Consider the following 23623-nt stretch of genomic DNA (forward strand, 5'->3'; position numbering starts at 1 on the left):
CATGAGCGAGATAGACAACCGCGTCACGCTGACCGTCGACAACATGGAATACGGCGGCTGGAAAAGTGTGGAAATCACGGCTGATCTGGAGCGTCAGTTTCGTACCTTCAAACTCGACATCACCTGGCAGTGGCCGGGGCAGACGGTGGACAAACCGATCAAACCGGGCGATCCGTGCGAAGTGAAGATCGGCCAGGACCTGGTGCTCACCGGCTACGTGTTCAAGGCGCCGATCAGCTACGACGGACGCCAGATCAGCCTGACCATCGAGGGCAGTTCCTGTACTCAGGATCTGGTGGACTGTGCCGCAATCAACCGTCCTAACCAGTGGAAAGACCAGCCCATGCTGGGCATCGTCGAGGCTTTGGCGGCGACTTACAAGGTCAAGGTGGTCAGCGAGATTGCCGAAACCACGCGATTGGGCAGCTACACCCTGGTGCCGGGGGAAACGGTGTTTCAATCGATCGATCGTCTGCTTTCGCTGTTTCGGGTGTTCTCCACCGACGATGCGTCAGGACGGCTGGTACTGGCCAGACCCGGCAGCGCTGGCCGCGCCAGCGATGCGCTGGAACTGGGCAAGAACATCCTCTCGGCCAACGCGCCGATGGATTACAGCCAGGTGTTCTCTGAATACCGGGTCATTGGCCAGCAGAAAGGCAACGATCAGAAAAGCGGCGCGGCGGTCAGCGAGATTGAATCGATCGCCACGGATCTGGGCTACAAGCGCCGCCGCGTCACCGTGATCAACGAGGGCCTGCAGATCAATCCTGATCTGTCGCTCAAACGGGCGCTCTGGGAAAGCGCCACGCGCGTTGGTCGGGCGCAGACCACTACCTATCAGGTGCAGGGCTGGCGCCAGACCAATGGCGATCTGTGGCGCCACAACACGCTGGTGAAGGTCAAGGATCCGGTGCTCGGCTTCGACGGCGACATGCTGATCTCCAAAGTGACGTATTCGCTGTCGGCGCAAGGCTCGGTGACCACCCTGCAAGTGGCGCCGCCGCAGACCTTTGATCCCGATCCCACACCCCCGAAAAAAACCTGAGCCTGACACCCATCCCCTGTGGGAGCGGGCTTGCTCGCGAAAGCGTCGGCAGCTCCAACATCCCATTGACTGACCCACCGCTTTCGCGAGCAAGCCCGCTCCCACATGTTGTTCGTGTCGGGTCTGCTCTCTGAGGACATTTCATGAGCCTACTGACACGCCTGCTGGCGCGCGGCACTGTCGTGCTCGCCCATTCGGCATCCAAGCTGCAATCGCTGCAAATGCGCCTCACCGCCGGTGAAGTGAACGACGACCTGGAGCACTTCGAACCCTACGGTTTCACCAGCAACCCGCTGGCCGGCGCCGAAGGCATCGTCACGTTTCTCGGCGGTGACCGTTCTCACGCCATCGCCCTGGTGGTCGCCGATCGCCGTTATCGCCTGCAGTCGCTGGCCTCGGGCGAAGTGGCGCTCTACACCGATGAGGGCGACAGGATTCACTTCAAGCGCGGGCGAATCATCGACATCGAAACCGCCACCCTGAACATCCGCGCCAGCAGCGCGGTGAACTTCGACACGCCGGTGATCAACCAGACCGGCAAGATCGTTTCCACCGGCGATCAACTCGCCGGTGGCATCAGCCAGATCAAACACGTGCACGTCGGCGTGCAGGCCGGTAGCGGCCAGACCGGTGTGCCGGCAGGAGGCCAATGATGTTTATCAGCCAGAACCTCCACGCCGCACTGACCCGCGCCGTGCTCATCAGCCTGTTCACCTGGCGCCGCGCCGCCGATGACGACGCCCTCGACGACGAGGAGCGCTTCGGCTGGTGGGGCGACAGCTTTCCCAGCGTCGCCGACGATCGCATCGGTTCGCGGCTGTGGCTTTTGCGTCGGGTCAAGCTGACCCGACAGACCCAGATGGACGCCGAGTTCTATGCCCGCGAAGCCCTGCAATGGCTGATCGACGACGGCCACTGCAGCGCCATCGACATCATCAGCGAACGCCTCGACGCCCAGCGCCTGAACCTGCGCACGGTCCTGACCCTGGCCGACGGCGAACGTCTGGACATCAACCCCGATAACAGTTGGCAGGTGATCTATGCCGTTTGAAACCCCTTCGCTGCCGGTGCTGATCAAACGCACCCAAAGCGACCTGGCCGGCGATTCGCTGCGCCAGTCCGATGCGCAAGTGTTGGCCCGCACCCTCGGTGGCGCCGCGTATGGTCTGTACGGTTATCTCGACTGGATTGCCGAGCAGATCCTGCCGGACAAGGCCGACGAATCGACCCTCGAACGCATCGCCGCCCTGCGCCTGAACCAGCCGCGCAAACCGGCGCAAGTCGCCACCGGCAGCGTCAGTTTTACCGCAACCGCAGGCGCGGTGCTGGATGTCGACACGCTGTTGCAAGCGAGCGATGGCCGTACCTACAAAGTCACCGCCGCGCGCACCACCGTCAATGGCAGCAATACCACCACCATCGCGGCGCTCGATGCTGGCAGCCTGGGCAATGCCGATGGCGGTCTGGCGCTGAACCCGGTGCAGCCGATCGCCGGCGTGGTCGGCAACAGTTTTGTGGTGCTCGCGCCCGGCCTCAGCGGCGGGGTGGCGCGGGAAAGCCTGGAGTCGTTGCGCTCGCGGGTGATCCGCTCTTATCGCGTGATCCCCCACGGCGGTTCGGCCAGCGACTACGAGACCTGGGCGCTGGAAGTGCCGGGCGTGACGCGGGCCTGGTGCCGCGGTGGTTTCCTTGGGCCGGGTACGGTGACGGTGTTCATCATGCGTGATGAAGACCCGCAACCGGTGCCTAACGACGAACAACTGGCGGAGGTTCAGGAGTACATCGAACCGCTGCGCCCGGTGACGGCGGAAGTGCACGTGCAGCGGCCGATTCAGGTGCCGGTGGTTTACCGCTTCAAGAGCGTCAATCCAGACACCACTGCGGTGCGCGCCGCCGTTGAAGCGCAATTGCGCGACCTGCACAACCGCGAGGCCGACCTCGGTGTACCGCTGCTGATCAGCCATATCCGCGAAGCCATCAGCAGCGCCGGCGGTGAGTACGATCACACGCTGACCGCACCGGCCGCTGATGTGCCTGCCGGGCAAAGCGAACTGCTGACCTTCGGAGGTTGCGTATGGGGGGCATAAGAACCGCCGCGCAATATCAGGCGCAGCTGCGCGCGTTGCTGCCCAGCGGCCCAGCGTGGGACCCGGAGCGCGTTCCGGAACTCGAGGAAGTGCTACAAGGCGTCGCCGTCGAACTGGCGCGCCTCGATGCCCGCGCCGCCGACCTGCTCAACGAGATGGACCCGGCCGGTGTCAGCGAACTGGTGCCGGACTGGGAGCGGGTGATGGAGCTGCCCGACCCGTGCCTGGGCGCTACACCGCTGTTCGACGACCGCCGCCTCGCCGTACGCCGACGCTTGCTCGCGGTCGGCAGCCAGGCCGTCGGTTATTACCTCGACATCGCCAAAAGCCAGGGCTACCCCAACGCCAGCATCACCGAACACGAAGCCCCACGCATGGGCCGCTCGCGTTTCGGCTCGGCGCATTGGGGTACCTGGGAAGCGCAATTCATGTGGACCCTCAACACCGGCGGCCGCCTGCTGCTCGGCCGGCGTTACGGCGCGAGTTACTGGGGCGAGCGCTTCGGCGTCAACCCGGGCTCGGCGCTGGAGTGCCTGATCCACCGCAGTGCGCCGGCGCATACCAAGGTGCACATCAATTATGACTAGGGAGGAATGACGGGATGGATTATCCGAAGAGTGTGCCCAGCGCCGGTCTGGTGAATGGGAAATTTGTCGATGAGGACGCCATCAACGGCAAACCGGGTTCGTTGATTCCGGCTGCGTGGGGCAACGGCGTGACGGAAGAAATCGTCAATGTCATCAAGGCAGCTGCCATCGTGCCGGATGAACAGAATCACGCTCAGCTGCAGCAGGCGATTACAAAAAGCATCAGCGACCGGTTGCCTGGACAGGCGAGCGAAACCGCTGCCGGAGTGATGAAAGTCGCGACTCAGGATCAGGTGGGGACTGGTGTTGATGACACGGTGGCAGTGACCCCGAAGAAGCTCAAGCTCGGGTTCAGTCTGGCTAACAGTGGAGGCACCGGGTACCTCGCTTTTCCGTCCTGGATGGGCGGCTTGATTATTCAGTGGGGGTGGATCAATAGCGCCACCACTGATGTGATCACCACGCTTCCGGTGAGCTTCAATTCAAACTTTTTTCGGGTGATGGTTTGCAACGATTACACCGCCTCCTCTGGATCCATCGGTTATATCGCAGCCAGTACCCGGAGTCTGTCTACCATTGTTTCCCGGGGCTCCAGTCCGTCTCTGGGCGCGCAGTACATCGCCATAGGTAAGTAGGTCGTTCATGAAAATTTATTGGAGCCCTTCGGTTCAGGGATTTTTTGATTCTCGTGTCAATTCGACGATTCCCAAGGATGCCGTCGAAATCTCGCCGTCGCACCGCAACGAGTTGATCGAAGGGTGCAAGCGCAATCAGGTAATTGTGTGTCGCGCCAATGGCTTCCCCATTCTGGCCGATGCACCGCCCGCTACGCCGGCAGAGGCCACGATCACCGAGCGTCAGTGGCGTGATGCGCAATTGAGCGAAACAGATCCGCTGGTTGCACGTCACCGCGACGAGTTGGAAAACGCGCAAGACACCACGCTGTCCGCCGAGCAATTCACAGCGTTGCAGCAGTATCGCCGCAACCTGCGCAATTGGCCCTCATCGGCGCAGTTTCCCGCCGTTGCACAACGCCCAGTGCTGTCGCTAGCAGGCGACGTTGTGGTGAAAAAGCCCCGGGCAAGGACGCGGGCCAAATCGTGATGCATGACGCAGCGTTGAGGAGTCGGATAAATGGATTATCCGAAAAAGTGCGCCCAGTCCCGGGCGGATGCACGGCAAATTGCCGATGAGAATCCGCTGACCGGCACGCCGGTGTCCATCTGCTGGATCTAGCACCCAAGCCCACTTCACCGTGGGCTTTTTATTTTCAGAAAACAGACCGCCGCTGGCTCGTACTCGCGATCGCCACGACGCGGTTCATTTGTTATTTCAGAGGAACGAGAAACCTATGGATTATCCAAAAAGCGTCCCCAGCGTCGGTCTGGTTGATGGCCGCTTTGTCGATGAAAACCCGGTGGCAGGCACGCCGGGTTCGTTGATTACGGCGGTGTGGGGCAACAGCGTGACTCAGGAGATCCTGAGTGTGATTAACGGTGGCGGGTTGGTGGCTTCTGAAGCCGACACCGGTCAGTTGTACAAGGCGATTCAGTCGATTGTCGGCACCGCCAGTCCGATGCGCTCGGTGGTCACTCGTCTGGCGACATCCAGATCGCTGACTGAAGCTGAGTTGGGACTTGTTTTGATCGACGGCAGCCCCGCGCCGGTGACGGTGACATTGCCATCGGCCAACGCTGCCTTGGGTATTCGCGACGTTATTGTCCGGCGGATGGACAACAGCGGCAATCGACTCGTTGTGCAGACCTCCGACGCTGACAAGGTTCGTTTTCACACACACCTCTCGCCTGGCGGTTACCCCTTTCTGGTGCTGATGGGCAACGGAGACTGGTGGCATTTGCGCAGTGACGGGGCGGGGAGTTGGTGGCCGATCGGTCGCTTTGATAACAGCGCTTTGGGGCGGCCGTTTTTTGAAACCACTCTGTCGCTCAATCCAGGTGGCTATGGCTTTCCCAACGGTGATCTGTTCAAACGCGCCGAATGGCCTTGGTTGTGGGATTTTGCTCAGGCGTCCGGAGCGTTGACGACCGAAGCGGCCAGAACCGGTCGGGAGGGCGGCTGGACCAGCGGCGATGGTGCCTCGAATTTCCGGATTCCCGAGATTCGTGGTGAGTTTCTGCGAGTGCTCAGTGAAACCAGAAATGTTGATCCCGGTCGTGTGTCCGGTAGCCTGCAAATGCATGCGTTGCAGAGTCACAACCATTACCTGCCCACGGGAACAGGGGCATCTTTCAAACCGGCCCCGGCGATTCCAGACGGTGTCTGGGATGTCGGCACCAATGTCAACTTTTCACCGACGACAACGACCGTGGCAACAACGTACCCCAACCCTGCATTCGACTCAGACACTTACATCGGCAACATCGGCAATTTTTCGGCGGAAACCCGTCCGCGAAATATCGCCTATCCCGCGCGTATCAAACTGATCTGAGGTGCACATGTTCAATTATCTGATAGACGATAGCGGTGCATTAACCGGACCTGTCGAGTTTCCACTGGTGCCGGGGATCGGTTTGCAACTGCCGAGTAACGCCGTGACGCTGAGTATCGAACTTTCCCCGGCCCCAAGCGGTTTTGCCTGGGCTTATGTCAATGGCTCTCTGCAACAGCAAGCGGACTATCGCGGCGATGTTTACCGCACTGACACCGGCATGAGGCAAACCTGGACGGCATTGGGCGAGTTGCCGGAAGGCTTCACCTCGTTGCCATGGCCGGGCGGCTTCCATGCCTGGGTGGACAATGCGTGGCAGGTCGATGACGTCGCGCAGTTGGCGGATCGCAAACGCGTCGTTCTTGCTCAAAGAGATGTGTTGCTGCGCGACGCCGTCCTGCGCATCGCGCCGCTGCAATACGCCGAAGACATCGGCGATGCCAACCATGACGAACAACTGCTGCTGATCGAATGGAAGCTCTACAGCGTCGAGCTGAATCGCATCGAAAAGCAGGTCGGATTCCCCTACGAAATTACCTGGCCGGTCGCGCCCGGCGCAGCCGTAGCCGACTGATTTCAGCACAGGGAGCAGTGCAATGGATTATCCAAAAAGTATTCCCGGCGTTGGCCTGGTCAACGGCGGTTTCGTCGATGAAAACCCGATTGCTGGTTCACCGGGATCGTTGATTCCGGCCGCGTGGGGCAACAGCGTCACGCAAGAGATTCTCAACGCGATCAAGGCTGCCGGTCTGACGCCTGATGAAGCCAGAACCGACCAGTTGGCAATGGCCATCGGTGCTTTGGTCGACTTCAGCAAACTGAAAAACACCCCGACCACGTTGGCCGGTTATGGCATCACCGATGCGGTGGGGCGGTTGTTGGCGGTGCGGCAGATCGAGACGGTCGGGATCACGGTTTACAAGCCCAATCCCAGGGCCAAACGGATTCGCGTGCGGTTGGTGGGGGCGGGTGGTTCGGGTGGCGGTTGTGAGCCGGTGCCGGCAGGTAGCCAGATGCTTGGTGGCGGTGGTGGTTCCGGTGCTTACGCGGAAAGCCTGTATGACGTTACCGCCCAAATGCTGGCTGGCGTACCGGTCTCGCTGGGCGCGGGCGGTGCAGTCAGCAACACCACAGGTCTGGCGGGTGGTGGTGCTTCTTTTGGCGCCTACATGAGCGTTTCGGGTGGGGGCGGTGGGCAAAAACTGGCAATCGTGACTTCGGCTACATCGTCCGGATTCATTCAGGGCGGGGTCGGCGGGACGGTAACTGGAGGCAATTTATGCAGCGCCCGCGGCGTCACGGGGGGCTTCGGGATGAGTAACGCCAATTGGGGGCTGCTCTCGGGTTGCGGGGCTCCGAGTCCGTTCGACGGCGGTGCAGCTTTTACCGGATCCAACACGGCTGGTAACGCAGGTATCCGTGGTTCGGGCGGCAGCGGTTCGTGCTCGGTCAGCGCGTCGGCTTCAATCATCAGCGGTGCCGGCGGCAACGCCTTCTGTGAAATCTGGGAGTACGAATAATGGCCCGTTATGCACGAATGGAAAACGGTGTCGCGGTCGAACTGATCGACACCGGCGACTACGCAATCACCCAACTGTTTGCCCCCGTTTTCGTCGAATCAATGGTGCAAGTGCCGGAGGGCATGCAGATCGAAATCGGCGCGCCCATCGGCGAACTGCGCCAGGAGATTGCGCCGTTGCCTGTAACGGTCAGTCCGGTCGCTGCCCCCGAAATAGTCCCCGATGAGCAAGAGCCTCTGGCGGCAGCGCGCCTTTGGCGCCAGTCCAGCCTGTCGGCCACCGAATGGTGGGTGACGCGGCATCGTGATGAGCAGGAACTGGGGCGTGGGACGACGCTCAAGGCTGCGCAATATCTGGAGTTGCTGGAGTACCGCCAGGCGCTGCGCGATTGGCCTGATTCAAGTCAATTTCCTTCGGCAGTTTCCCGGCCTTCGGTCCCTGAGTGGCTCGCCGCTGATGTTGGCTAACGCCATCAAGTTGCATGTGTTTTCAGATCAGGAGATGAGTAATGGATTATCCAAAAAGTATTCCCAGTGCAGGCCTGGTGGACGGCAAGTTTGTCGATGAAGATCCGGTTGCGGGTAAACCAGGATCGTTGATTCCAGCGAGTTGGGGGAACGGCGTCACGCAGGAATTACTGAAGGTCATCCAGGCTGCCGGTCTTACGCCTGCAGAGTCCGCCAATGATCAACTGTTGGGGGCTTTACGCAGTAACAAGTTATTTGTGACTGCGCCGCAATTCGACAGTGGCAAATCGGTTGCAACGACTGAATTCGTAACCCGAACGGGTTTGCAGTTTTCCGGTTTCGCGTCCTATGGAGCGAGCACAGTTCTAAACGCTGCCAATATCGGTGGAGTCGCCAGCTTTGCGAGTAACTCGCCGATCACTGCGACGTTGCCTTCAACCAACGGAATTGCCCACGCCAGTACCCTTCACGTGATCAATGCGGGCACCGGCATTTTAACGATCAGTCCGGCAGCCAATGAACAGATTGAAACCTGTAATGGCACATTCGGACCGCTGAAGCTGGATCTTGGTGATTCCGCTTATCTGATCAAGCTGAGCAATCAGTGGCGTTTATATGGCGGATCGGTCAGCGACAGGTATGCCACAGCGCATTCCGGTGTCGTAGGCAACGTCGGTTATCAACGCTATCCCAGCGGTAACATCGACCAGTGGGGGGTTGGCACCACGGATGCCAAAGGCGAAGTTAATGTCAGTTTTCCTATCTCTTTTCCCAACGCGTTTTCCTCGATCGTGGCCATCCACTCGGGGGGCGACGGCGCGATGGTGATCATGCTCTCCACCTCTGCGACGAGACAGGGCTGCCGGCTGAAGGTCCGCAGCTACAACGGTGACGTCAGTGCGAACTGGGGTGTTTTTTACCTTGCGAAGGGCTATTGAATGAATCCGTTCAATGTTTTATTCAGCGCCAGTACCCGGGGCGCCTATGTACCGGGTATCAATTCGACGGACATTCCCGACGACGTTATCGAAATTCCTCAGGGTTACTGGATTTCGTTGCTGCAGCAGATGGCAATCACACCGAAAGTGATCGGCGTGCGAGCGGATAACGGCTATCCGATCCTGGTCGATCCACCGCCTCCTTCACCAGATGAAGCGGCTGATATCGAGCGCTCATGGCGTACGGCGCAACTGTCCGCCACCGACGGTCTGGTAGCACGTGACCGCGATGAGCTCGAGGATGGTGGCGGTACTACATTGACCACCGAGCAATATGCCGAGCTGCAAACCTATCGCCGTGAGTTGCGGGACTGGCCGCAAGGTTCATTTTTTCCGTTCAGCGAGCATCGACCGGTAGCGCCGAGGTGGCTGGCTGCTGCGCTGTAATTCATCAGGGAAGTTGAAATGGATTATCCAAAAAGCGTTCCCAGCGTCGGGCTGGTGAACGGCAAGTTTGTCAATGAAGACGCCGTCGCCGGCCTGCCCGGATCGCTGATCCCGGCAACCTGGGGCAACAGCGTCACCGATGAACTGTTGAATGTTGTCAAATCTGCGGGTCTTGAACCCAGCGAAACCGATGCGACGCAACTGTTGCAGGCGCTGAAAAAAATCAGTCAGGCCGGTGAAGACAAGCATGCGACCGATATCGGTGCCGCCAATCTGTACATGGCCAACTACGTGCCCGCCATCGCTTCATTGAAGGACGGTCTGGCGCTGCGCTTTACCGCTGGCAATGCCAATACCGGGGCGAGTACGTTTGCGCCCAATGGCTTGCTGCCCAAGCCGCTGCTGAGTCTGGCGTTGAGTGTGTTGCGACCTGCCGAGATTGTCGCCGGCAGTGTGTGTTCGGTGGTGTACAGCGCGGCGCTGGATAGTTGGGTGCTGGTGTATGCCAGTGGTGGCGGTGCGGCGAGTGGACGGTTTTTGGGAGTGAAGACGTTTACCTCGTCTGGCACTTATGTGCCGACGGTGGGGATGAAGAATGTGCTGGTGAAAATTGTCGGCGGAGGTGGCGGGAGCGCAGGGATTGCCGCGACGAATGCCAGTCAGATCACCGTCTCGGGAGGTGGCGCTTCAGGCAGTTATGCCGAAGCCTGGATCCCTTCCTCAAGTGTCGGCGCTAGCCAGATCGTGACAGTGGGCGCAGCAGGTGCTGGCGGCGTAATCGGTGGTAATGCAGGGCCCGGTGGAACGAGTTCAATCGGATCCTTGGTCTCCGCACCTGGTGGTGGCGGCGCACCAAACGTCGGTGTGATTGGACTCGCTGATTTTGGCTTGTTTGTCGGTGGTTTCCCCAGCACTGCGGCCACTGGCGTAACTATTGTCAGCAGCGCAGGGGCTGCGGGCAGTCCTGGAATCAGCGTCAGCAGTTCGATTCTTGCCGGACATGGAGCGCTTTCGCCCTTGGGCGCGGGCGGATTTGGCAGCAGCGTTGCGGCAGCTGGTGCTGCACCCGGCTCGGGATATGGTTCCGGAGCGGGCGGCATCGCCAACGCCCCGAATCAACCGGGTAGACCCGGCGGTGCCGGAGCCCGTGGCGTTGTAATCATCTACGAGTACGCCTGATGAAAACCTACGCACGCATCGTCAACAACACCGTGGTCGAGCTGTTCTCGACTGACGGCAACATGGCCGAGATGTTCCACCCGGATCTGATCTGGGTCGATATCACCGACATCACTCCGCTACCGCAAATCGACTGGAATGCCAACTTCGGCACCCTCGGCTGGGTGTTCACAGCCCCCGAAGTCGCGGCACCGAACAACACCCTGACAACTCTGGCAAAAAAATGGCTGGGGGGCGTTGTCCGCCAACCATGATTCAATCGGAGCCTCCAGGGAGGAACACGCATCATGCAAATAACTGAAGACAACCTTAAAACCATCATGCCCAACGCCCGCTCCCAAGCGGGCGTTTTTGTTTCTGCACTTAATAACGCAATGACTCGCCGCCATATCGACTCGCCAAAACGCATCGCCGCGTTCCTGGCGCAAGTCGGCCATGAGTCGGGGCAACTGCAATACGTGCGCGAGCTGGGCAACAACCAGTACCTGAGCAAATACGACACCGGCACGCTGGCGTTACGTCTGGGCAACACGCCCGAGGCCGATGGCGACGGACAAAAGTACCGGGGCCGTGGGCTGATTCAGATCACCGGGCGCAGTAACTATCGGCAGTGCAGCCTCGGCCTGTTCGGCGACGAGCGCTTGCTGTCCTTGCCGGAATTGCTTGAGCAACCGCAATGGGCAGCGGAATCGGCGGCATGGTTCTGGGAACAGAACGGCCTGAACGATCTGGCCGATCGCGACCAGTTCAACAGCATCACCCGCCGAATCAACGGCGGGTTGAATGGCCTGCAGGATCGGCTGGATATCTGGGCGCGGGCGAGGGCGGTGCTATGTCCGTCTCCTGGCGTTTAACCGGCTTTTTGTTACTGACCTTGGGAGGCGCCGCGCTGGCCTGGCAGTTTCAGGACTGGCGCTACGGGCGGCAACTGGCAGAGCAGGCGCGGTTAAACGCCGACACTCTCAATCAGCTGAATGTGGCCGCAGCCAGCGCGCAGCAGATCGAGCAGGATAAACGTCTGGCCCTTGAGCAACGCCTGGCGGCCAGTGAACAAACCCACTATCGAGCCATGAACGATGCCCAACGTGATCAAGATCGCCTGCGCGATCGTCTTGCCACTGCTGATCTGCGCCTGTCAGTTCTCATCGACGCCGGCGATGCTGCCCCAGGCTGTGGGGTGCCAGCCACCGCCGGCGCCAGCGGCGTGGATCATGCAGCCGTACGCGCCCGAATTGACCCGGCGCATGCTCAACGAATTATCGCCATCACCGACACCGGTGACCGCGGACTGATTGCCTTGCAGGCGTGTCAGGCCTATGTCAGAGCGCTGGCGCCCGAACATTTTGAATGAGTCTGTGTATTGAAAGCGCAACCGGCTCGTGTACGGTGGTGGTCATTCCACCCGATCCGGAGCGCACCGTGAAAGAGATCACTCAACTGGCTGCCGAGCTTGGCCGACGTTTGCAGTTACTCAACGCCCACGTCACCACGGCGGAGTCGTGTACCGGTGGCGGGATTGCCGAAGCGATCACGCGGATTCCCGGGAGCTCGGCGTGGTTCGAGGCCGGTTACGTGACCTACTCCAACCGGCAGAAGACCCAGCAATTGAATGTACCCGCCGAATTGTTCGGCACGGTGGGCGCGGTCAGTCGCGAAGTCGTCGAGTCGATGGTGCGTGGTGCACAGAAGCACAGCCTGGCGCGGTTTGCCGTGGCAGTCAGCGGCGTGGCAGGTCCCGACGGCGGTACACCGAACAAGCCGGTGGGCACGGTTTGGCTGGCCTGGGGCGTGGGCGATGCTGTTTCCAGCGAGGTTCAGCACTTCTCGGGCAACCGTGATGAAGTGCGCCGACAAACGGTGAAGGCCGCGCTAGAGGGGCTGCTGCGACTAGCGGCACGAGAAATCGAAAATCAGGGGTAGGCGATCCGCGAACGCTGTGGAATAATACTGGCTACTTATACAGGTGTTGGCCGTCAGGCCTTATTGATTACGTGAGGACTTTAATGGACGACAACAAGAAGAAAGCCTTGGCTGCGGCCCTGGGTCAGATCGAACGTCAATTCGGCAAGGGTGCCGTAATGCGTATGGGCGATCAAGACCGTCAGGCGATCCCGGCTATCTCCACCGGCTCTCTGGGTCTGGACATCGCACTCGGCATCGGCGGTCTGCCAAAAGGCCGTATCGTTGAAATCTACGGTCCTGAATCTTCCGGTAAAACCACACTGACACTGTCCGTGATCGCCCAGGCGCAAAAAGCCGGCGCGACCTGCGCTTTCGTCGACGCTGAACACGCCCTCGACCCTGAGTACGCCGGCAAGCTGGGCGTCAACGTCGACGACCTGCTGGTTTCCCAGCCGGACACCGGCGAACAGGCGCTGGAAATCACCGACATGCTGGTGCGCTCCAACGCAGTAGACGTGATCATCGTCGACTCCGTGGCGGCACTGGTACCGAAGGCTGAAATCGAAGGCGAAATGGGTGACATGCACGTGGGCCTGCAAGCCCGTCTGATGTCCCAGGCGCTGCGTAAAATTACCGGTAACATCAAGAACGCCAACTGCCTGGTGATCTTCATCAACCAGATCCGCATGAAGATCGGCGTGATGTTCGGCAGCCCGGAAACCACCACCGGTGGTAACGCGCTGAAGTTCTACGCCTCGGTCCGTCTCGACATCCGCCGTACCGGCGCGGTGAAGGAAGGTGATGAAGTGGTCGGCAGCGAAACCCGCGTCAAGGTTGTGAAGAACAAGGTGGCGTCCCCGTTCCGTCAGGCCGAGTTCCAGATCCTTTACGGCAAGGGCATCTACCTCAATGGCGAGATGATCGACCTGGGCGTGCTGCACGGTTTCGTCGAGAAGTCCGGCGCCTGGTATGCCTACGAAGGCACCAAGATCGGTCAGGGCAAGGCCAACTCGGCCAAGTTCCTGGCAGACAACCCGGAAGTCGCTGCCAAGCTCGAGAAGCAGCTGCGTGACAAACTGCTGTCGCCAGCGGTGATTGCCGACTCCAAGGCTTCTGCGGTCAAAGAGACCGAAGACGACCTGGCTGACGCTGATATCTGATCGCAGCGATGACCACCGCTGTACTCGATACCCTCGTCGCGGTGCGGCGAACTGCCATGGATCTGCTCGCTCGACGCGAGCACGGTCGAGTCGAACTGACGCGCAAACTGCGTCAGCGCGGCGCTGAGGCGGAAATGATCGAAACAGCCCTCGACCGGTTGACGGAAGAGGGGCTGCTTTCCGAAGCCCGTTACCTCGAAAGCTTTGTTTCCTACCGTGCCCGCTCAGGCTATGGCCCCTTGCGCATTCGCGAAGAGCTGGGTCAGCGAGGTCTGCAACGCGCCGATATCGAACTCGCCCTGCGTGAAAGCGGTATCGATTGGCAGGAGCAGCTTCGCGAGACGTGGCAACGCAAGTTCTCCGGACACTTGCCGATTGACGCCAAGGAACGCGCCAAACAAGGCCGCTTTCTCGCCTATCGGGGGTTTTCGATGGAGATGATCAACCGCTTGTTCAGCGGCAGAGGCATGGACGATTAAATCGGTTTAAAAAAACGGCCCGCTATGAAAATAGCGGGCCGTTTTTTTTTGCCTTCAACTTACCTTTGATGGCTCACGTGCACGTTGGGTGGTCTGCGTTTTGGTTTGAACCCAGTTTTCCGGGAGGTTGATGTAATCCACCAGTTCCCTGAGACGGCCATGATTTCGGGCATTGAACGCGAAAGCCAGCCGCACCAGGTGGCTGTACTGCGCTTCGTCATGTTCCTCGCCGCTGTAAGCGTGTTGATGGAACTGATCACTCAGGCACAGATCGGCGAAAGCTTCTTGCATATGTTCCAGAGCCTGCTCGCTGAGCTTGTGATGCATGCGAATCACGAACTGACGCTTGAGCCAGCGACTGGAGTGGAAGTTGCTGTAGAACTGGTTGATCTGCTCCACGGCTTCATCGACGTTATAGACAAGACGCATCAATTTCAGATCGGTGGGCAGAATGTAGCGGTTTTCTTCAAGTTGCTGGCGAATGAAATCCAGCGCGCCTTGCCAGAAGGTTCCGCCCGGCGCATCCAGCAACACCACCGGCACCAACGGGCTTTTACCGGTCTGGATCAGCGTCAGTACTTCCAGTGCCTCGTCCAGAGTACCGAACCCGCCAGGGCACAGCACCAGCGCATCGGCTTCCTTGACGAAGAACAGTTTGCGGGTGAAGAAGAAATGGAACGGCAGCAGATTGCCGGTGCCGTCTACGGTCGGGTTGGCATGTTGTTCGAAGGGCAGGGTGATGTTGAACCCGAGGCTGTGGTCACGCCCGGCGCCTTCGTGCGCGGCAGCCATGATTCCGCCACCAGCACCGGTGATGACCATCATGTTCGAGCGTGTCAGGGCTGCGCCGAGCTCTCGGGCCATTGCATACAGGGGGTGCTCGACCGGCGTGCGCGCCGAGCCGAATACGGTGACTTTGCGTCGTCCCTTGAATTGTTCCAGCACTCGGAACGCCTGCTCGAGTTCGCGCAGGGCCTGCAGGGTGATCTTGGCGTTCCAGCGGTTGTGATCTTCCTGGGCCATGCGCAGCACGGTCAGGATCATGTCGCGATAAATCGGCAGATTCGGGCTGTTGGGGGAAATCTGCTTGAGCTGTTCTTCGACCTTGCTGATGAGGTCGGGGCCGCTTTCCTGAAAATGACGGCTGAGCAGGTCATTCGGTTGGTAAGGCATTCAACGTCTCCTTCTGCACAGAGCGGGTGGCCCTGACGTGCGGCGTCAGTGCCGCGCTGCAAAAAAACACACACTCGGCAGCTCCTTTTTCTGCCGTGAACAGGTGATCGGGAATACTTTGAATCTAGACCCTCGCGAGCCATTGCGCTGAATTGATCTTTACGCCGCGCAGGCTTTCCTGGCAACCGTTGCGGGTTTATTGGAAATGAGTGTTCACCACTCGTCCGAAGGTACGCCGTAGAGCAATCACTCTGATTTACTAACCTACAGGCACTGTACGACAGCTTTGAGTCAGCAATCGTACGCAGGGTGCGCGCTTTTCAAGGATTCGCGGGTAGCAGGCAAGGAGGCGGGAGAGATGGCCAGAGTGGTTCTGGAGATCGATACGCAGCTGTATCGGATGCTGAAAGCGGCAGCCGAGACCAATCAAGTGAGTCTCGAAGAGGAGTGCTGCCGTCGGTTGGCAGGCGGAGAACGACGGTCTCGCTACTTGCAGGCCCTGGTGGCCGAATTGCGCGCCGAAGATGAACAGCGGCGCGCCAATACTCGATGATTACTTCTTTTTCACCGGGGCGGCTTTCGGGCAATCGGAATCCTGATAGCTGGCCGAACCGATGGCCTTGTTGGTTTTATATTCACTGAAGTCGTAACGCATGATCGCGCCCTTGGCCATCAGCTTGCGGTACGACGGGTTGTTGCACACCGAAGCACCCAACTGGAAATACACGGCTTTTGGATCGGCGCGCATCTTTTCGGCGTGGCTGGCCTGCACGCTCAGGTGGTTGATCAGGGTAACGCCTTCAACGGTGTAGCCCTGATCGAGAATGTCTTCGTTGATCGCCCGTGGTGTGCCGACGCTGCTTTGTGCGGCGATGTTGCGCAGTTCTTTGTTCAGATTCTGCTCTTTCAGGGACGCCGCTTGTGCGCTGAAGGACAACGCCAGTGCGATGGCCGCGGTAGGAACGATAAGGCGCAGCATGAAACTCTCCTGATTCAGTGACTGGTGGTTCGACCAGCCCTGTGGCTGTGCGTTCAGTGGCGCCGGATTATAGGGGAGCCGGTCGGGACGGTACAGGTTTGCGCTCGCCGCTCTGGTAAACTGCCAGCCTTTATTGCCTTGCCGAGTGCTGTGCGTGTCGAGTTTTCCTGCCATAAGGCGTTGCCCGTGATCCATCATGCCCCCAACGCCGTAGCCCGCTTGCGTGACCAGCGCGAGGACGAAGGTATCAAGCCGATTCAGGCCCGAGGTTTTCGCTCCGAGCGTTGCCGCGATTGCCGGGTGATCATCAGCCATTGCCTGTGCGCTTGGCGACCGACGGTCGAAACCCGCTCCGGCGTGTGCCTGATCATGACCGGCAAGGAAGTCTTCAAACCCAGCAACACCGGCTGGCTGATTGCCGATGTGGTGCGTGACAACCATGCCTTCATCTGGTCGCGCACCGAACCCGACCCGCAGATGCTGGCGTTGCTCAATGATCCGCAATGGCAGCCGTACCTGGTATTTCCCGGCGAATACGTCGAACCGGCACGCGTGACCAACACTGTCGCTCTCGATAGCAGCAAACGTCCGCTGTTCATTCTGCTGGATGCGACCTGGACCGAAGCGCGCAAGATCTTCCGCAAGAGTCCGTATTTTGACCGCTTGCCGATTCTCAGCCTGCTGCCCGACAGACTCTCGCGCTATCGCTTGCGCCGTTCCACCCGCAGCGAGCACCTGTGCACCGCCGAAGTCGCGGCGTTGTGTCTGGAACTGGCCGGGGACAGCGACGCAGCGTCGGCACTGGACGCTTACTTCGATGTGTTCAGCCAGCATTATCTGGGCGCCAAACAACAGTTGCCGCTCAACGAGTCGACCCCGGCCCACGCCGAGCTGTTGCCTTATATACGAAAGCCGCAAGCCGTGTTGGCCCGATAGTGGCCCATACTTCACCCAGCGGCGGCCGTGCTGCTTGACCACCCCGGCTACGCTGGGCATGCTTGGCGCCGATTGGGGTGCGGCCAAGGTTTGAAACGCCGTGTTTGCTCGTGATTGGTGTTGAACGTGCCCCTGTGGATAGCGCTGTGCGGCGGTATCTCGAGTTGTTTTGGCGAGGCCCGAATGCGTCGGGTCTGCCATCAAAAACAGGATCATTTGAACAATGGCCACATACGACATCCTGATTGCCGATGATCACCCTCTGTTTCGTAGCGCACTGCATCAAGCGGTGACCCTGGGCCTGGGCCCGGATGTACGACTGGTGGAGGTGGCGAGCATCGCCGAGCTGGAAGCGCGCCTGACCGAAAAATCCGACTGGGATCTGGTCCTGCTGGACCTGAACATGCCCGGCGCTTTCGGTTTTTCCGGTCTGGTCATGCTGCGCGGGCAGTACCCGCAGATTCCGGTGGTCATGGTTTCGGCGCAGGAAGAAGCTTCGGTCATGGTCAAGTCCCGCGAGTTTGGCGCCAGCGGCTTCATTCCCAAGTCCAGCGACCTGAACGTGATTCAGCAAGCCGTGCGCAAGGTGCTCGATGGCGATGTGTTCTGGCCCCCGCAGGCGTTCGAAGCCGTCAGTGTCTCCGATGAAGCCAAAGCCGCCAGCGACGGCCTGGCCAGTCTCACCCCGCAGCAGTTCCGCGTACTGACCATGGTCTGTGAAGGCCTGCTGAACAAGCAGATTGCCTACGAGTTGAGCGTGTCCGAAGCGACCATCAAGGCCCACGTCACGGCGATCTTTCGCAAGTTGAATGTGCGCACCCGGACGCAGGCGGCATTACTTCTGCAACAACTTGAGTCAATTCCGAGCCAGTAAAAGCTGGCGCCTTCACGCTTTTTTGACTTTTGTTGCTCTAGCTTTCCCACTCCTTTCTGGTTGGTTTTTACGTTATGTCACCTTTCAAGGGCCAGACCGGCCTGAAACGCATCCTCAACGCTTCCGGTTACTCGCTGGACGGCCTGCGCGCAGCCTTCACCGGCGAAGCCGCATTTCGCCAACTGGTGCTGCTCAATGTGGTGCTGATTCCGCTGACGTTCTTCCTGAATGTCAGTCGCGTCGAACAGGCACTGCTGATCGCTGTGTGCCTGCTGGCGCTGATCGTCGAGTTGCTGAATTCGGCGGTGGAAGCGGCCATCGATCGCATCTCTCTGGAACTGCACCCGCTGTCGAAGAACGCCAAAGACATGGGCAGTGCCGCGCAATTCGTGGCCCTGAGCATGATTGCCCTGGTGTGGGCGGTGATTCTGCTTTAAGCGATACTCGGCAAGACGATCTCGTCGCTGCGCTGCACCCCGGCGGTGAAGGCGCGGCACAGCTCGAGAAACTCGCGCATGGCCGAGGTCTGGTACTTTTGCTTGTGCCAGATGAAGTAGAACTGCCGGGCCAGATCCAGATCCGGGGTTTCCACCGCCACCAGGCTGCCGCGTCGAAACGCATCACGCAGCGCCAGCCGCGAAATACAGCCAATCCCCAACCCTGATTCCACCGCGCGTTTGATCGCTTCGGTGTGTTCCAGCTCCAGACGGATATTCAGCGCACTGCGATGGTGCCGCATGGCCTGATCAAAAGTCAGGCGCGTGCCGGAACCCTGTTCACGCAGGATCCACGCCTCGTGCGTCAACTCTTCCATGGTCGCGCTGCCACGTTTGGCCAGTGGGTGCTGCGGTGCGCAAAACACCACCAGTTCATCTTCCACCCAGCTCTGCACTTCGATGTCCGGGTGGCTGCAGTCGCCTTCGATTAGACCCAGATCAATTTCGTAATGAGCGACTTGATGCACGATATTGGCAGTGTTCTGTACATGCAGCTTCACCTGGCTTTCCGGATGGCGCTGCATGAAACCGCCGATCAACAGGGTCGCCAGGTAATTGCCGATGGTCAGGGTGGCACCCACCGACAGTGAGCCGAAACCGGATTTGCCGTTGAGCAGGTCTTCGATTTCCTTGGATTGATCAAGCAGGGCCACCGCTTGCGGCAGCAGCTGTTTGCCGAGGGCGTTGAGGCTCAGCCGTTTGCCGGCGCGATCGAACAGCTGGCAGCTGGACTGGCGCTCCAGTTCGGTGATCGAGGTGCTTGCCGCCGATTGCGAGAGGTTGAGCAGACCCGCAGCACGGGATACGCTCTCCTGCTGGGCGACGGCGACGAAGACTTGCAGTTGACGAAGAGTAAATCGCATATCGATATAACCGATAACCCTTATCTTAATAATCCAGTTAACAGATATTGTCGTCGCTATTAGAATGCGATGCAATTGCGCACTGTTGGCCGCAAAGGCGAGCGCAGACCCAATATCCAGGAGTCCCACGTACATGAGCAACATGAACCACGAGCGTGTCCTCAGTGTTCATCACTGGAACGACACTCTGTTCAGCTTCAAGTGCACCCGCGATCCGGGCCTGCGCTTCGAGAACGGTCAGTTCGTGATGATCGGCCTGCAACAGCCCAACGGCCGCCCGCTTATGCGCGCTTACTCGATCGCCAGCCCTAACTGGGAAGAGCATCTCGAGTTCTTCAGCATCAAGGTGCAGGATGGTCCGCTGACCTCGCAGTTGCAGCACCTCAAGGAAGGCGACGAGATCATCATCTCCAAGAAGCCTACCGGCACCCTGGTGCTCGACGACCTGAACCCGGGCAAGCATCTGTATCTGCTGAGCACCGGCACCGGTCTGGCGCCGTTCATGAGCGTGATCCAGGACCCGGAAACCTACGAGCGCTTTGAAAAAGTGATCCTGGTGCACGGCGTGCGTTACGTCAACGAAGTCGCCTACCGTGAATTCATCACCGAGCACCTGCCGCAGAACGAGTTCTTCGGTGAAGCGCTGCGTGACAAGCTGATCTACTACCCGACTGTGACCCGCGAGCCGTTCGAGAACCAGGGCCGTCTGACCGACCTGATGCGTAGCGGCAAGCTATTCAGCGACATCGGTCTGCCACCGATCAACCCGCAGGACGACCGCGCGATGATCTGCGGCAGCCCGAGCATGCTCGACGAGACCAGCGAAGTGCTCGACAGCTTCGGCCTGAAGATCTCGGCGCGGATGCGCGAGCCGGGTGATTACTTGATCGAGCGTGCGTTCGTCGAGAAGTAAGGAACAAAATGTAGGAGTGAGCCTGCTCGCGATAGGGCCGTGTCAGTCGGTATCAATCTTGACTGACCCAACGCAATCGCGAGCAGGCTCACTCCTACAGAAAAGCGAAAGCCCGCGTTGCCTGAGAAGGCAGCGCGGGCTTTTTCGTTTCCGGGGTTTACGCCGAGGCCGGGATCACTTCCAGCACGCAAATCTGCTCCGGCGTCGGGTAATGCCAGCGCACGTCCAGATCCCAGAACTGCGCACCGTACTCGCGCTCCGGTGCCGGCGTCTGATACGCCGGGCGCGGATCCTGCGCCAGACACTGCTCGATCAACTCGACCAGCGGCTCGCCGAGGCGCTGAGCATGGCCATGCGCCTGTTGCAGCGCGGCGTCCGTCCACCGCACGTCAATCAACTGTGGCGCGGCGCTGGCGATGCTGTTGGAGGCTTCGGGGATGATATCGGCGTAAGGCACATAGGGTTTGATATCGAGGATCGGCGTGCCGTCGAGCAAATCGATACCCGAAATGAACAGCCGATTGGCCTCGACCTTGTCCAGCTTCACCACTGACTGCCCGATGCCATTGGGGCGGTGAGTCGCACGGGTGGCGAACACGCCCATGGACTTGTTGCCCCCCAGCCGTGGCGGGCGCACTTTCAGGCGCGGCTTCTCTTCCAGCGCCTGATGAAACAGGAACAACAGCCAGACATGGCTGACATGCTCCAGACCTTGCACGGCGTCTCCCTGATCGAACGGCGCCACCAGCTCCAGCACGCCACGGGCGGCGGGGGCCAGTTGCGGCTGGCGCGGGATGGCGAACTTCTCCTTGAAACAGGAGCGCACGAAGCCGATGGGTGAGACGTTGTAAGTCATGTTCGGTAATCAAGGCGGGAGCGGGGCGGGCATGATAACCCGCAAGGCTTCAAGGCAGGTGATGACGGGGCCGACGTCTTCGCGAGCAAGCCCGCTCCCACAGGGGTCTCGAGTGGAGTCCGGTGTTGTGTCAGCCACAAAACCTGTGGGAGCGGGCTTGCTCGCGAAGGCCGCGCCGCCGATTCAGAGCTAGTGGCGCAGATCAGCCGCGAACGCGCAGAGTCAGGCCCTTGAGGAAGTTACGCAGCAACTGGTCGCCGCACGCGCGGTAGTTGGTGTGGCCGACCTTGCGGAACAGTGCACTCAGCTCCGGCTTGGACACCGGGAACTCGGCAGCCTTGAGGATCGCGTGCATGTCGTCTTCTTTCAGTTCGAAGGCAACACGCAGCTTTTTCAGGATGATGTTGTTGGTCACTGGCACTTCGATCGGCTGCGGCGGACGGCTTTCGTCCTTGCCACGTTTGAAGATCACCAGGCCATCGAGGAAGTGCGCCATGACTTCGTCCGGGCAGCGCACGAAGCCTTCTTCGTCTTCTTCTTTCTTGTCGAGGTACGCGACGACGTCTTTGAGCTCCACGTCCAGACCGCCGAGCTTGATGATCTCGATGACTTTCTTGTCGCTGATGTCGAGCATGTAGCGCACGCTGCGCAGTACGTCGTTATGAATCATGTGGGTAATCCTGATAATCGTTGTGGGCAGCACGCAGGCGCGCTGCCGGAATGTTTGGCAGCAGTGGAAGCCTTAGAACTTCTCTTTGCCGGACAGATAGCGCCATTGGCCGACCGGAACCTTGCCGATCGACACGCCGCCGATACGGATGCGGCGGATGCCGACGACCTTCAGGCCAACCGCTTCGCAGAACTGCGCGATGATCCCCGGCTGCGGGTTCTTCATGGCGAAGCGCAGGCGGTTTTCGTTCTGCCAGCTGGCCTTGACCGGCGGCAGCTCCTTGCCCTTGTGAGTCAGGCCGTGCTGCAGGCGATTGAGGCCGTGGGCAACCATGTCGCCTTCGACCTCGACCACGTATTCCTGCTCGATCTTGGCCGCGTCGGCGGTCAGTTTGCGCAGCACTTTCCAGTCCTGCGTAAACACCAGCAGACCGCTGGCCTTGGGCTGCAGATCGGCGCTGGCGGTCAGACGCAGAAAGTGCCCGCGCAACGGACGTTTGCCGTAGCGGTGCTCGTCGCTGAGGGTGTCGGCGCTGAGCGATTGCATGGCGGTGTCGACATCCATGCCGGCCGGCACGTTGAGCAGAATCGTGACCGGCTCCGGCGCGGTGGCTTTGGCATCCTTGTCGAGCTCGACCTTCTGGTCGCCGACCTTGAATTGCGGTTCGTCGATCACTTCGCCGTCCACGGTGACCCAGCCGCCCTCGATGAACAGCTCGGCCTCCCGGCGGGAGCAACCGACCAGTTCGATGAGGCGTTTGGAGAGGCGAATCGGGTCAGTCATGACAGGGCCGTAACAAAAAAGGGGTGGGCATTGTACCTGCCTGGCGCCGGTTAAGCCCGGTTCCATTTCGGTAGGTGTTTTTTGTAGGAGTGAGCCTGCTCGCGATTGCCGTCTAACATTCAGCATTGATGTCGGCTGGTCCGGCGCTATCGCGAGCAGGCTCACTCCTACAAGGGTTCATTGGTATGTCAGGCGTGGCTTGAACGCTGCTGGTTCTGCCGCAAGCGCATATGCAGCAGCGGATATGGCTGGCCCATGCCATCCACTTCCGAGCGGCCGATCACTTCAAAACCCTGCTTGAAGTAAAACCCCAGTGCCTGCGGGTTCTGTTCGTTGACGTCGAGTTCATCGGCATTCAGATGCTGCATGGCGTAGTTGAGCAGTTTCTTGCCCAAACCCTGGCCACGGTGGGCGGGATCGATAAACAGCATTTCGATCTTGCCCGCCGTCACCCCAGCGAATCCGGTGATGCGTTGCTGATGATCCCTGGTGCAAATCAGCATCACCGCGTCCAGATAGCGGGTGAGCACCAGATTGCGCAGCAACTCGATGTAGCTGTCTGGCAGGAAATCATGGGTCGCGCGAACCGAGGCCTCCCAGACCCGGGTCAGTTCCTGATAATCGCTGAGTTTCGGCGTGTGAATGACCGAATGCTGACGCATGCCCGTCTGCCTCTTTTCAAATGGATGAGCGGGATTCCTTCCCACTGCAAACGATAGCCGTAAAAAAGCCCCGCATCTCGTAAAAAGAGCGGGGCTTTTGATGACACGACTATCCCCTGTGGGAGCGGGCTTGCTCGCGAAAGCAGTGTATCCGTCG

General features: G+C 59.8%; 32 protein-coding genes. 25 read left to right on the forward strand and 7 right to left on the reverse strand.

The genetic code is table 11. From position 1 onward, the window contains the following. The first annotated feature begins 1 nt into the window (after position 1). The 20 genes from CKW11_RS16755 (at position 2) to recX (ending at position 14260) form a co-directional block, all read left to right on the forward strand. Positions 2-1045, forward strand: a complete 1044-nt coding sequence (locus tag CKW11_RS16755; RefSeq protein ID WP_095138395.1) for a phage baseplate assembly protein — start codon at positions 2-4, stop codon at positions 1043-1045. 143 nt (positions 1046-1188) lie between these two features. After that, a complete protein-coding gene (locus CKW11_RS16760) occupies positions 1189-1698 on the forward strand; it encodes a phage baseplate assembly protein V (protein WP_095138396.1) in 510 nt (169 codons plus the stop codon). Then, complete coding sequence (locus CKW11_RS16765; protein WP_095138397.1) at positions 1698-2096, forward strand: phage GP46 family protein; 399 nt, start codon at positions 1698-1700, stop codon at positions 2094-2096. The genes CKW11_RS16760 and CKW11_RS16765 overlap by 1 nt, the downstream gene beginning before the upstream one ends. Beyond that, positions 2086-3132: a baseplate J/gp47 family protein gene (locus CKW11_RS16770; RefSeq protein WP_095138398.1), complete on the forward strand. Its 1047-nt coding sequence runs from the start codon at positions 2086-2088 to the stop codon at positions 3130-3132. The genes CKW11_RS16765 and CKW11_RS16770 overlap by 11 nt, the downstream gene beginning before the upstream one ends. After that, complete coding sequence (locus CKW11_RS16775) at positions 3120-3719, forward strand: YmfQ family protein (RefSeq protein WP_095138399.1); 600 nt, start codon at positions 3120-3122, stop codon at positions 3717-3719. Before CKW11_RS16770 ends, CKW11_RS16775 begins: the two co-directional genes overlap by 13 nt. 14 nt (positions 3720-3733) lie before the next feature. Further along, a complete protein-coding gene (locus CKW11_RS28855) occupies positions 3734-4354 on the forward strand; it encodes a hypothetical protein (RefSeq protein WP_256582084.1) in 621 nt (206 codons plus the stop codon). A gap of 7 nt (positions 4355-4361) precedes the next feature. Beyond that, entirely contained in the window at positions 4362-4823 is a 462-nt protein-coding gene (locus tag CKW11_RS16785; protein WP_095138400.1) for a phage tail assembly chaperone, read from the forward strand. A 247-nt stretch (positions 4824-5070) separates the two neighbouring features. Then, complete coding sequence (locus CKW11_RS16790; protein ID WP_095138401.1) at positions 5071-6168, forward strand: phage tail protein; 1098 nt, start codon at positions 5071-5073, stop codon at positions 6166-6168. A gap of 7 nt (positions 6169-6175) precedes the next feature. Then, positions 6176-6742, forward strand: a complete 567-nt coding sequence (locus CKW11_RS16795) for a tail fiber assembly protein (protein ID WP_095138402.1) — start codon at positions 6176-6178, stop codon at positions 6740-6742. Positions 6743-6764: 22 nt separating this feature from the next. After that, complete coding sequence (locus CKW11_RS16800; RefSeq protein WP_095138403.1) at positions 6765-7688, forward strand: hypothetical protein; 924 nt, start codon at positions 6765-6767, stop codon at positions 7686-7688. Next, complete coding sequence (locus tag CKW11_RS16805) at positions 7688-8155, forward strand: phage tail assembly chaperone (RefSeq protein WP_095138404.1); 468 nt, start codon at positions 7688-7690, stop codon at positions 8153-8155. The genes CKW11_RS16800 and CKW11_RS16805 overlap by 1 nt, the downstream gene beginning before the upstream one ends. A 41-nt stretch (positions 8156-8196) precedes the next feature. After that, positions 8197-9093 carry a phage tail protein gene (locus tag CKW11_RS16810; RefSeq protein ID WP_095138405.1) on the forward strand — a complete coding sequence of 299 codons (897 nt, stop codon included), beginning with the start codon at positions 8197-8199 and terminating at the stop codon, positions 9091-9093. Beyond that, a complete protein-coding gene (locus CKW11_RS16815; protein ID WP_095138406.1) occupies positions 9094-9540 on the forward strand; it encodes a phage tail assembly chaperone in 447 nt (148 codons plus the stop codon). It abuts the gene before it with no gap. An 18-nt stretch (positions 9541-9558) separates the two neighbouring features. Continuing rightward, positions 9559-10719: a hypothetical protein gene (locus tag CKW11_RS16820; protein ID WP_095138407.1), complete on the forward strand. Its 1161-nt coding sequence runs from the start codon at positions 9559-9561 to the stop codon at positions 10717-10719. Then, on the forward strand, positions 10719-10973 hold the full coding sequence (locus CKW11_RS16825; protein ID WP_095138408.1) for a hypothetical protein: 255 nt from the start codon (positions 10719-10721) through the stop codon (positions 10971-10973). The genes CKW11_RS16820 and CKW11_RS16825 overlap by 1 nt, the downstream gene beginning before the upstream one ends. A gap of 33 nt (positions 10974-11006) precedes the next feature. Continuing rightward, on the forward strand, positions 11007-11573 hold the full coding sequence (locus CKW11_RS16830) for a glycoside hydrolase family 19 protein (RefSeq protein WP_095138409.1): 567 nt from the start codon (positions 11007-11009) through the stop codon (positions 11571-11573). After that, positions 11552-12070 (forward strand): lysis system i-spanin subunit Rz, encoded by a 519-nt coding sequence (locus CKW11_RS16835; RefSeq protein WP_095138410.1) that lies wholly within the window; start codon positions 11552-11554, stop codon positions 12068-12070. Before CKW11_RS16830 ends, CKW11_RS16835 begins: the two co-directional genes overlap by 22 nt. 68 nt (positions 12071-12138) lie before the next feature. Continuing rightward, the gene (locus CKW11_RS16840; protein WP_095138620.1) at positions 12139-12639 is read left to right on the forward strand and encodes a CinA family protein; all 501 of its coding nucleotides are present in this window, start codon (positions 12139-12141) and stop codon (positions 12637-12639) included. An 83-nt stretch (positions 12640-12722) separates the two neighbouring features. Next, the gene (recA, locus tag CKW11_RS16845; protein ID WP_003222269.1) at positions 12723-13781 is read left to right on the forward strand and encodes a recombinase RecA; all 1059 of its coding nucleotides are present in this window, start codon (positions 12723-12725) and stop codon (positions 13779-13781) included. A gap of 8 nt (positions 13782-13789) precedes the next feature. Beyond that, positions 13790-14260: a recombination regulator RecX gene (gene recX, locus CKW11_RS16850; RefSeq protein WP_003222270.1), complete on the forward strand. Its 471-nt coding sequence runs from the start codon at positions 13790-13792 to the stop codon at positions 14258-14260. Between the two features lie 54 nt (positions 14261-14314). Here recX and CKW11_RS16855 read toward each other — a convergent pair whose 3' ends face one another. Next, on the reverse strand, positions 14315-15433 hold the full coding sequence (locus CKW11_RS16855; RefSeq protein WP_095138411.1) for a TIGR00730 family Rossman fold protein: 1119 nt from the start codon (positions 15431-15433) through the stop codon (positions 14315-14317). Positions 15434-15791: 358 nt separating this feature from the next. Between CKW11_RS16855 and CKW11_RS16860 the strand changes: the two genes are divergently transcribed. Beyond that, positions 15792-15986 carry a hypothetical protein gene (locus CKW11_RS16860; RefSeq protein WP_095138412.1) on the forward strand — a complete coding sequence of 65 codons (195 nt, stop codon included), beginning with the start codon at positions 15792-15794 and terminating at the stop codon, positions 15984-15986. Here CKW11_RS16860 and CKW11_RS16865 read toward each other — a convergent pair whose 3' ends face one another. Continuing rightward, entirely contained in the window at positions 15987-16412 is a 426-nt protein-coding gene (locus CKW11_RS16865; protein ID WP_095138413.1) for a PA3611 family quorum-sensing-regulated virulence factor, read from the reverse strand. 189 nt (positions 16413-16601) lie between these two features. On the opposite strand from CKW11_RS16865, the gene CKW11_RS16870 reads away from it, so the two are divergent. From CKW11_RS16870 to CKW11_RS16880, 3 genes are all read left to right on the forward strand, one after another. Continuing rightward, positions 16602-17348, forward strand: a complete 747-nt coding sequence (locus tag CKW11_RS16870) for a tRNA-uridine aminocarboxypropyltransferase (protein ID WP_177440015.1) — start codon at positions 16602-16604, stop codon at positions 17346-17348. A 223-nt stretch (positions 17349-17571) separates the two neighbouring features. Continuing rightward, positions 17572-18222 carry a response regulator transcription factor ErdR gene (erdR, locus tag CKW11_RS16875; protein WP_027611090.1) on the forward strand — a complete coding sequence of 217 codons (651 nt, stop codon included), beginning with the start codon at positions 17572-17574 and terminating at the stop codon, positions 18220-18222. 74 nt (positions 18223-18296) lie between these two features. Beyond that, positions 18297-18659, forward strand: a complete 363-nt coding sequence (locus tag CKW11_RS16880) for a diacylglycerol kinase (protein ID WP_003222276.1) — start codon at positions 18297-18299, stop codon at positions 18657-18659. Here CKW11_RS16880 and CKW11_RS16885 read toward each other — a convergent pair. Beyond that, positions 18656-19582, reverse strand: a complete 927-nt coding sequence (locus CKW11_RS16885; protein ID WP_027611091.1) for a LysR family transcriptional regulator — start codon at positions 19580-19582, stop codon at positions 18656-18658. The genes CKW11_RS16880 and CKW11_RS16885 overlap by 4 nt on opposite strands. A 133-nt stretch (positions 19583-19715) precedes the next feature. Between CKW11_RS16885 and fpr the strand changes: the two genes are divergently transcribed. After that, positions 19716-20495: a ferredoxin-NADP reductase gene (gene fpr / locus CKW11_RS16890; protein ID WP_007908723.1), complete on the forward strand. Its 780-nt coding sequence runs from the start codon at positions 19716-19718 to the stop codon at positions 20493-20495. 157 nt (positions 20496-20652) lie between these two features. On the opposite strand, the gene tsaA is transcribed toward fpr, so the two are convergent. From tsaA to CKW11_RS16910, 4 genes are all read right to left on the reverse strand, one after another. Continuing rightward, complete coding sequence (gene tsaA, locus CKW11_RS16895) at positions 20653-21351, reverse strand: tRNA (N6-threonylcarbamoyladenosine(37)-N6)-methyltransferase TrmO (RefSeq protein WP_095138415.1); 699 nt, start codon at positions 21349-21351, stop codon at positions 20653-20655. Between the two features lie 202 nt (positions 21352-21553). Further along, complete coding sequence (locus tag CKW11_RS16900; protein WP_095138416.1) at positions 21554-22021, reverse strand: DUF1456 family protein; 468 nt, start codon at positions 22019-22021, stop codon at positions 21554-21556. A gap of 72 nt (positions 22022-22093) precedes the next feature. Further along, entirely contained in the window at positions 22094-22804 is a 711-nt protein-coding gene (locus CKW11_RS16905) for an rRNA pseudouridine synthase (RefSeq protein ID WP_095138417.1), read from the reverse strand. 188 nt (positions 22805-22992) lie between these two features. Then, positions 22993-23466 carry a GNAT family N-acetyltransferase gene (locus CKW11_RS16910; RefSeq protein WP_095138418.1) on the reverse strand — a complete coding sequence of 158 codons (474 nt, stop codon included), beginning with the start codon at positions 23464-23466 and terminating at the stop codon, positions 22993-22995. Positions 23467-23623: the final 157 nt, after the last annotated feature.

It is taken from the genome of Pseudomonas sp. Irchel s3a10 (assembly GCF_900187525.1).
Lineage (GTDB): Bacteria > Pseudomonadota > Gammaproteobacteria > Pseudomonadales > Pseudomonadaceae > Aquipseudomonas > Aquipseudomonas koreensis_G.

What these genes read in the sequence shown, in the direction of transcription:
- CKW11_RS16755 (WP_095138395.1), top strand. Translation starts at nt 2, where the DNA reads ATGAGCGAGATAGACAACCGCGTCACGCTGACCGTCGACAACATGGAA.
- CKW11_RS16760 (WP_095138396.1), top strand. Translation starts at nt 1,189, where the DNA reads ATGAGCCTACTGACACGCCTGCTGGCGCGCGGCACTGTCGTGCTCGCC.
- CKW11_RS16765 (WP_095138397.1), top strand. Translation starts at nt 1,698, where the DNA reads ATGTTTATCAGCCAGAACCTCCACGCCGCACTGACCCGCGCCGTGCTC.
- CKW11_RS16770 (WP_095138398.1), top strand. Translation starts at nt 2,086, where the DNA reads ATGCCGTTTGAAACCCCTTCGCTGCCGGTGCTGATCAAACGCACCCAA.
- CKW11_RS16775 (WP_095138399.1), top strand. Translation starts at nt 3,120, where the DNA reads ATGGGGGGCATAAGAACCGCCGCGCAATATCAGGCGCAGCTGCGCGCG.
- CKW11_RS28855 (WP_256582084.1), top strand. Translation starts at nt 3,734, where the DNA reads ATGGATTATCCGAAGAGTGTGCCCAGCGCCGGTCTGGTGAATGGGAAA.
- CKW11_RS16785 (WP_095138400.1), top strand. Translation starts at nt 4,362, where the DNA reads ATGAAAATTTATTGGAGCCCTTCGGTTCAGGGATTTTTTGATTCTCGT.
- CKW11_RS16790 (WP_095138401.1), top strand. Translation starts at nt 5,071, where the DNA reads ATGGATTATCCAAAAAGCGTCCCCAGCGTCGGTCTGGTTGATGGCCGC.
- CKW11_RS16795 (WP_095138402.1), top strand. Translation starts at nt 6,176, where the DNA reads ATGTTCAATTATCTGATAGACGATAGCGGTGCATTAACCGGACCTGTC.
- CKW11_RS16800 (WP_095138403.1), top strand. Translation starts at nt 6,765, where the DNA reads ATGGATTATCCAAAAAGTATTCCCGGCGTTGGCCTGGTCAACGGCGGT.
- CKW11_RS16805 (WP_095138404.1), top strand. Translation starts at nt 7,688, where the DNA reads ATGGCCCGTTATGCACGAATGGAAAACGGTGTCGCGGTCGAACTGATC.
- CKW11_RS16810 (WP_095138405.1), top strand. Translation starts at nt 8,197, where the DNA reads ATGGATTATCCAAAAAGTATTCCCAGTGCAGGCCTGGTGGACGGCAAG.
- CKW11_RS16815 (WP_095138406.1), top strand. Translation starts at nt 9,094, where the DNA reads ATGAATCCGTTCAATGTTTTATTCAGCGCCAGTACCCGGGGCGCCTAT.
- CKW11_RS16820 (WP_095138407.1), top strand. Translation starts at nt 9,559, where the DNA reads ATGGATTATCCAAAAAGCGTTCCCAGCGTCGGGCTGGTGAACGGCAAG.
- CKW11_RS16825 (WP_095138408.1), top strand. Translation starts at nt 10,719, where the DNA reads ATGAAAACCTACGCACGCATCGTCAACAACACCGTGGTCGAGCTGTTC.
- CKW11_RS16830 (WP_095138409.1), top strand. Translation starts at nt 11,007, where the DNA reads ATGCAAATAACTGAAGACAACCTTAAAACCATCATGCCCAACGCCCGC.
- CKW11_RS16835 (WP_095138410.1), top strand. Translation starts at nt 11,552, where the DNA reads ATGTCCGTCTCCTGGCGTTTAACCGGCTTTTTGTTACTGACCTTGGGA.
- recA (WP_003222269.1), top strand. Translation starts at nt 12,723, where the DNA reads ATGGACGACAACAAGAAGAAAGCCTTGGCTGCGGCCCTGGGTCAGATC.
- recX (WP_003222270.1), top strand. Translation starts at nt 13,790, where the DNA reads ATGACCACCGCTGTACTCGATACCCTCGTCGCGGTGCGGCGAACTGCC.
- CKW11_RS16855 (WP_095138411.1), bottom strand. Translation starts at nt 15,433, where the DNA reads ATGCCTTACCAACCGAATGACCTGCTCAGCCGTCATTTTCAGGAAAGC.
- CKW11_RS16860 (WP_095138412.1), top strand. Translation starts at nt 15,792, where the DNA reads ATGGCCAGAGTGGTTCTGGAGATCGATACGCAGCTGTATCGGATGCTG.
- CKW11_RS16865 (WP_095138413.1), bottom strand. Translation starts at nt 16,412, where the DNA reads ATGCTGCGCCTTATCGTTCCTACCGCGGCCATCGCACTGGCGTTGTCC.
- erdR (WP_027611090.1), top strand. Translation starts at nt 17,572, where the DNA reads ATGGCCACATACGACATCCTGATTGCCGATGATCACCCTCTGTTTCGT.
- CKW11_RS16880 (WP_003222276.1), top strand. Translation starts at nt 18,297, where the DNA reads ATGTCACCTTTCAAGGGCCAGACCGGCCTGAAACGCATCCTCAACGCT.
- CKW11_RS16885 (WP_027611091.1), bottom strand. Translation starts at nt 19,582, where the DNA reads ATGCGATTTACTCTTCGTCAACTGCAAGTCTTCGTCGCCGTCGCCCAG.
- fpr (WP_007908723.1), top strand. Translation starts at nt 19,716, where the DNA reads ATGAGCAACATGAACCACGAGCGTGTCCTCAGTGTTCATCACTGGAAC.
- tsaA (WP_095138415.1), bottom strand. Translation starts at nt 21,351, where the DNA reads ATGACTTACAACGTCTCACCCATCGGCTTCGTGCGCTCCTGTTTCAAG.
- CKW11_RS16900 (WP_095138416.1), bottom strand. Translation starts at nt 22,021, where the DNA reads ATGATTCATAACGACGTACTGCGCAGCGTGCGCTACATGCTCGACATC.
- CKW11_RS16905 (WP_095138417.1), bottom strand. Translation starts at nt 22,804, where the DNA reads ATGACTGACCCGATTCGCCTCTCCAAACGCCTCATCGAACTGGTCGGT.
- CKW11_RS16910 (WP_095138418.1), bottom strand. Translation starts at nt 23,466, where the DNA reads ATGCGTCAGCATTCGGTCATTCACACGCCGAAACTCAGCGATTATCAG.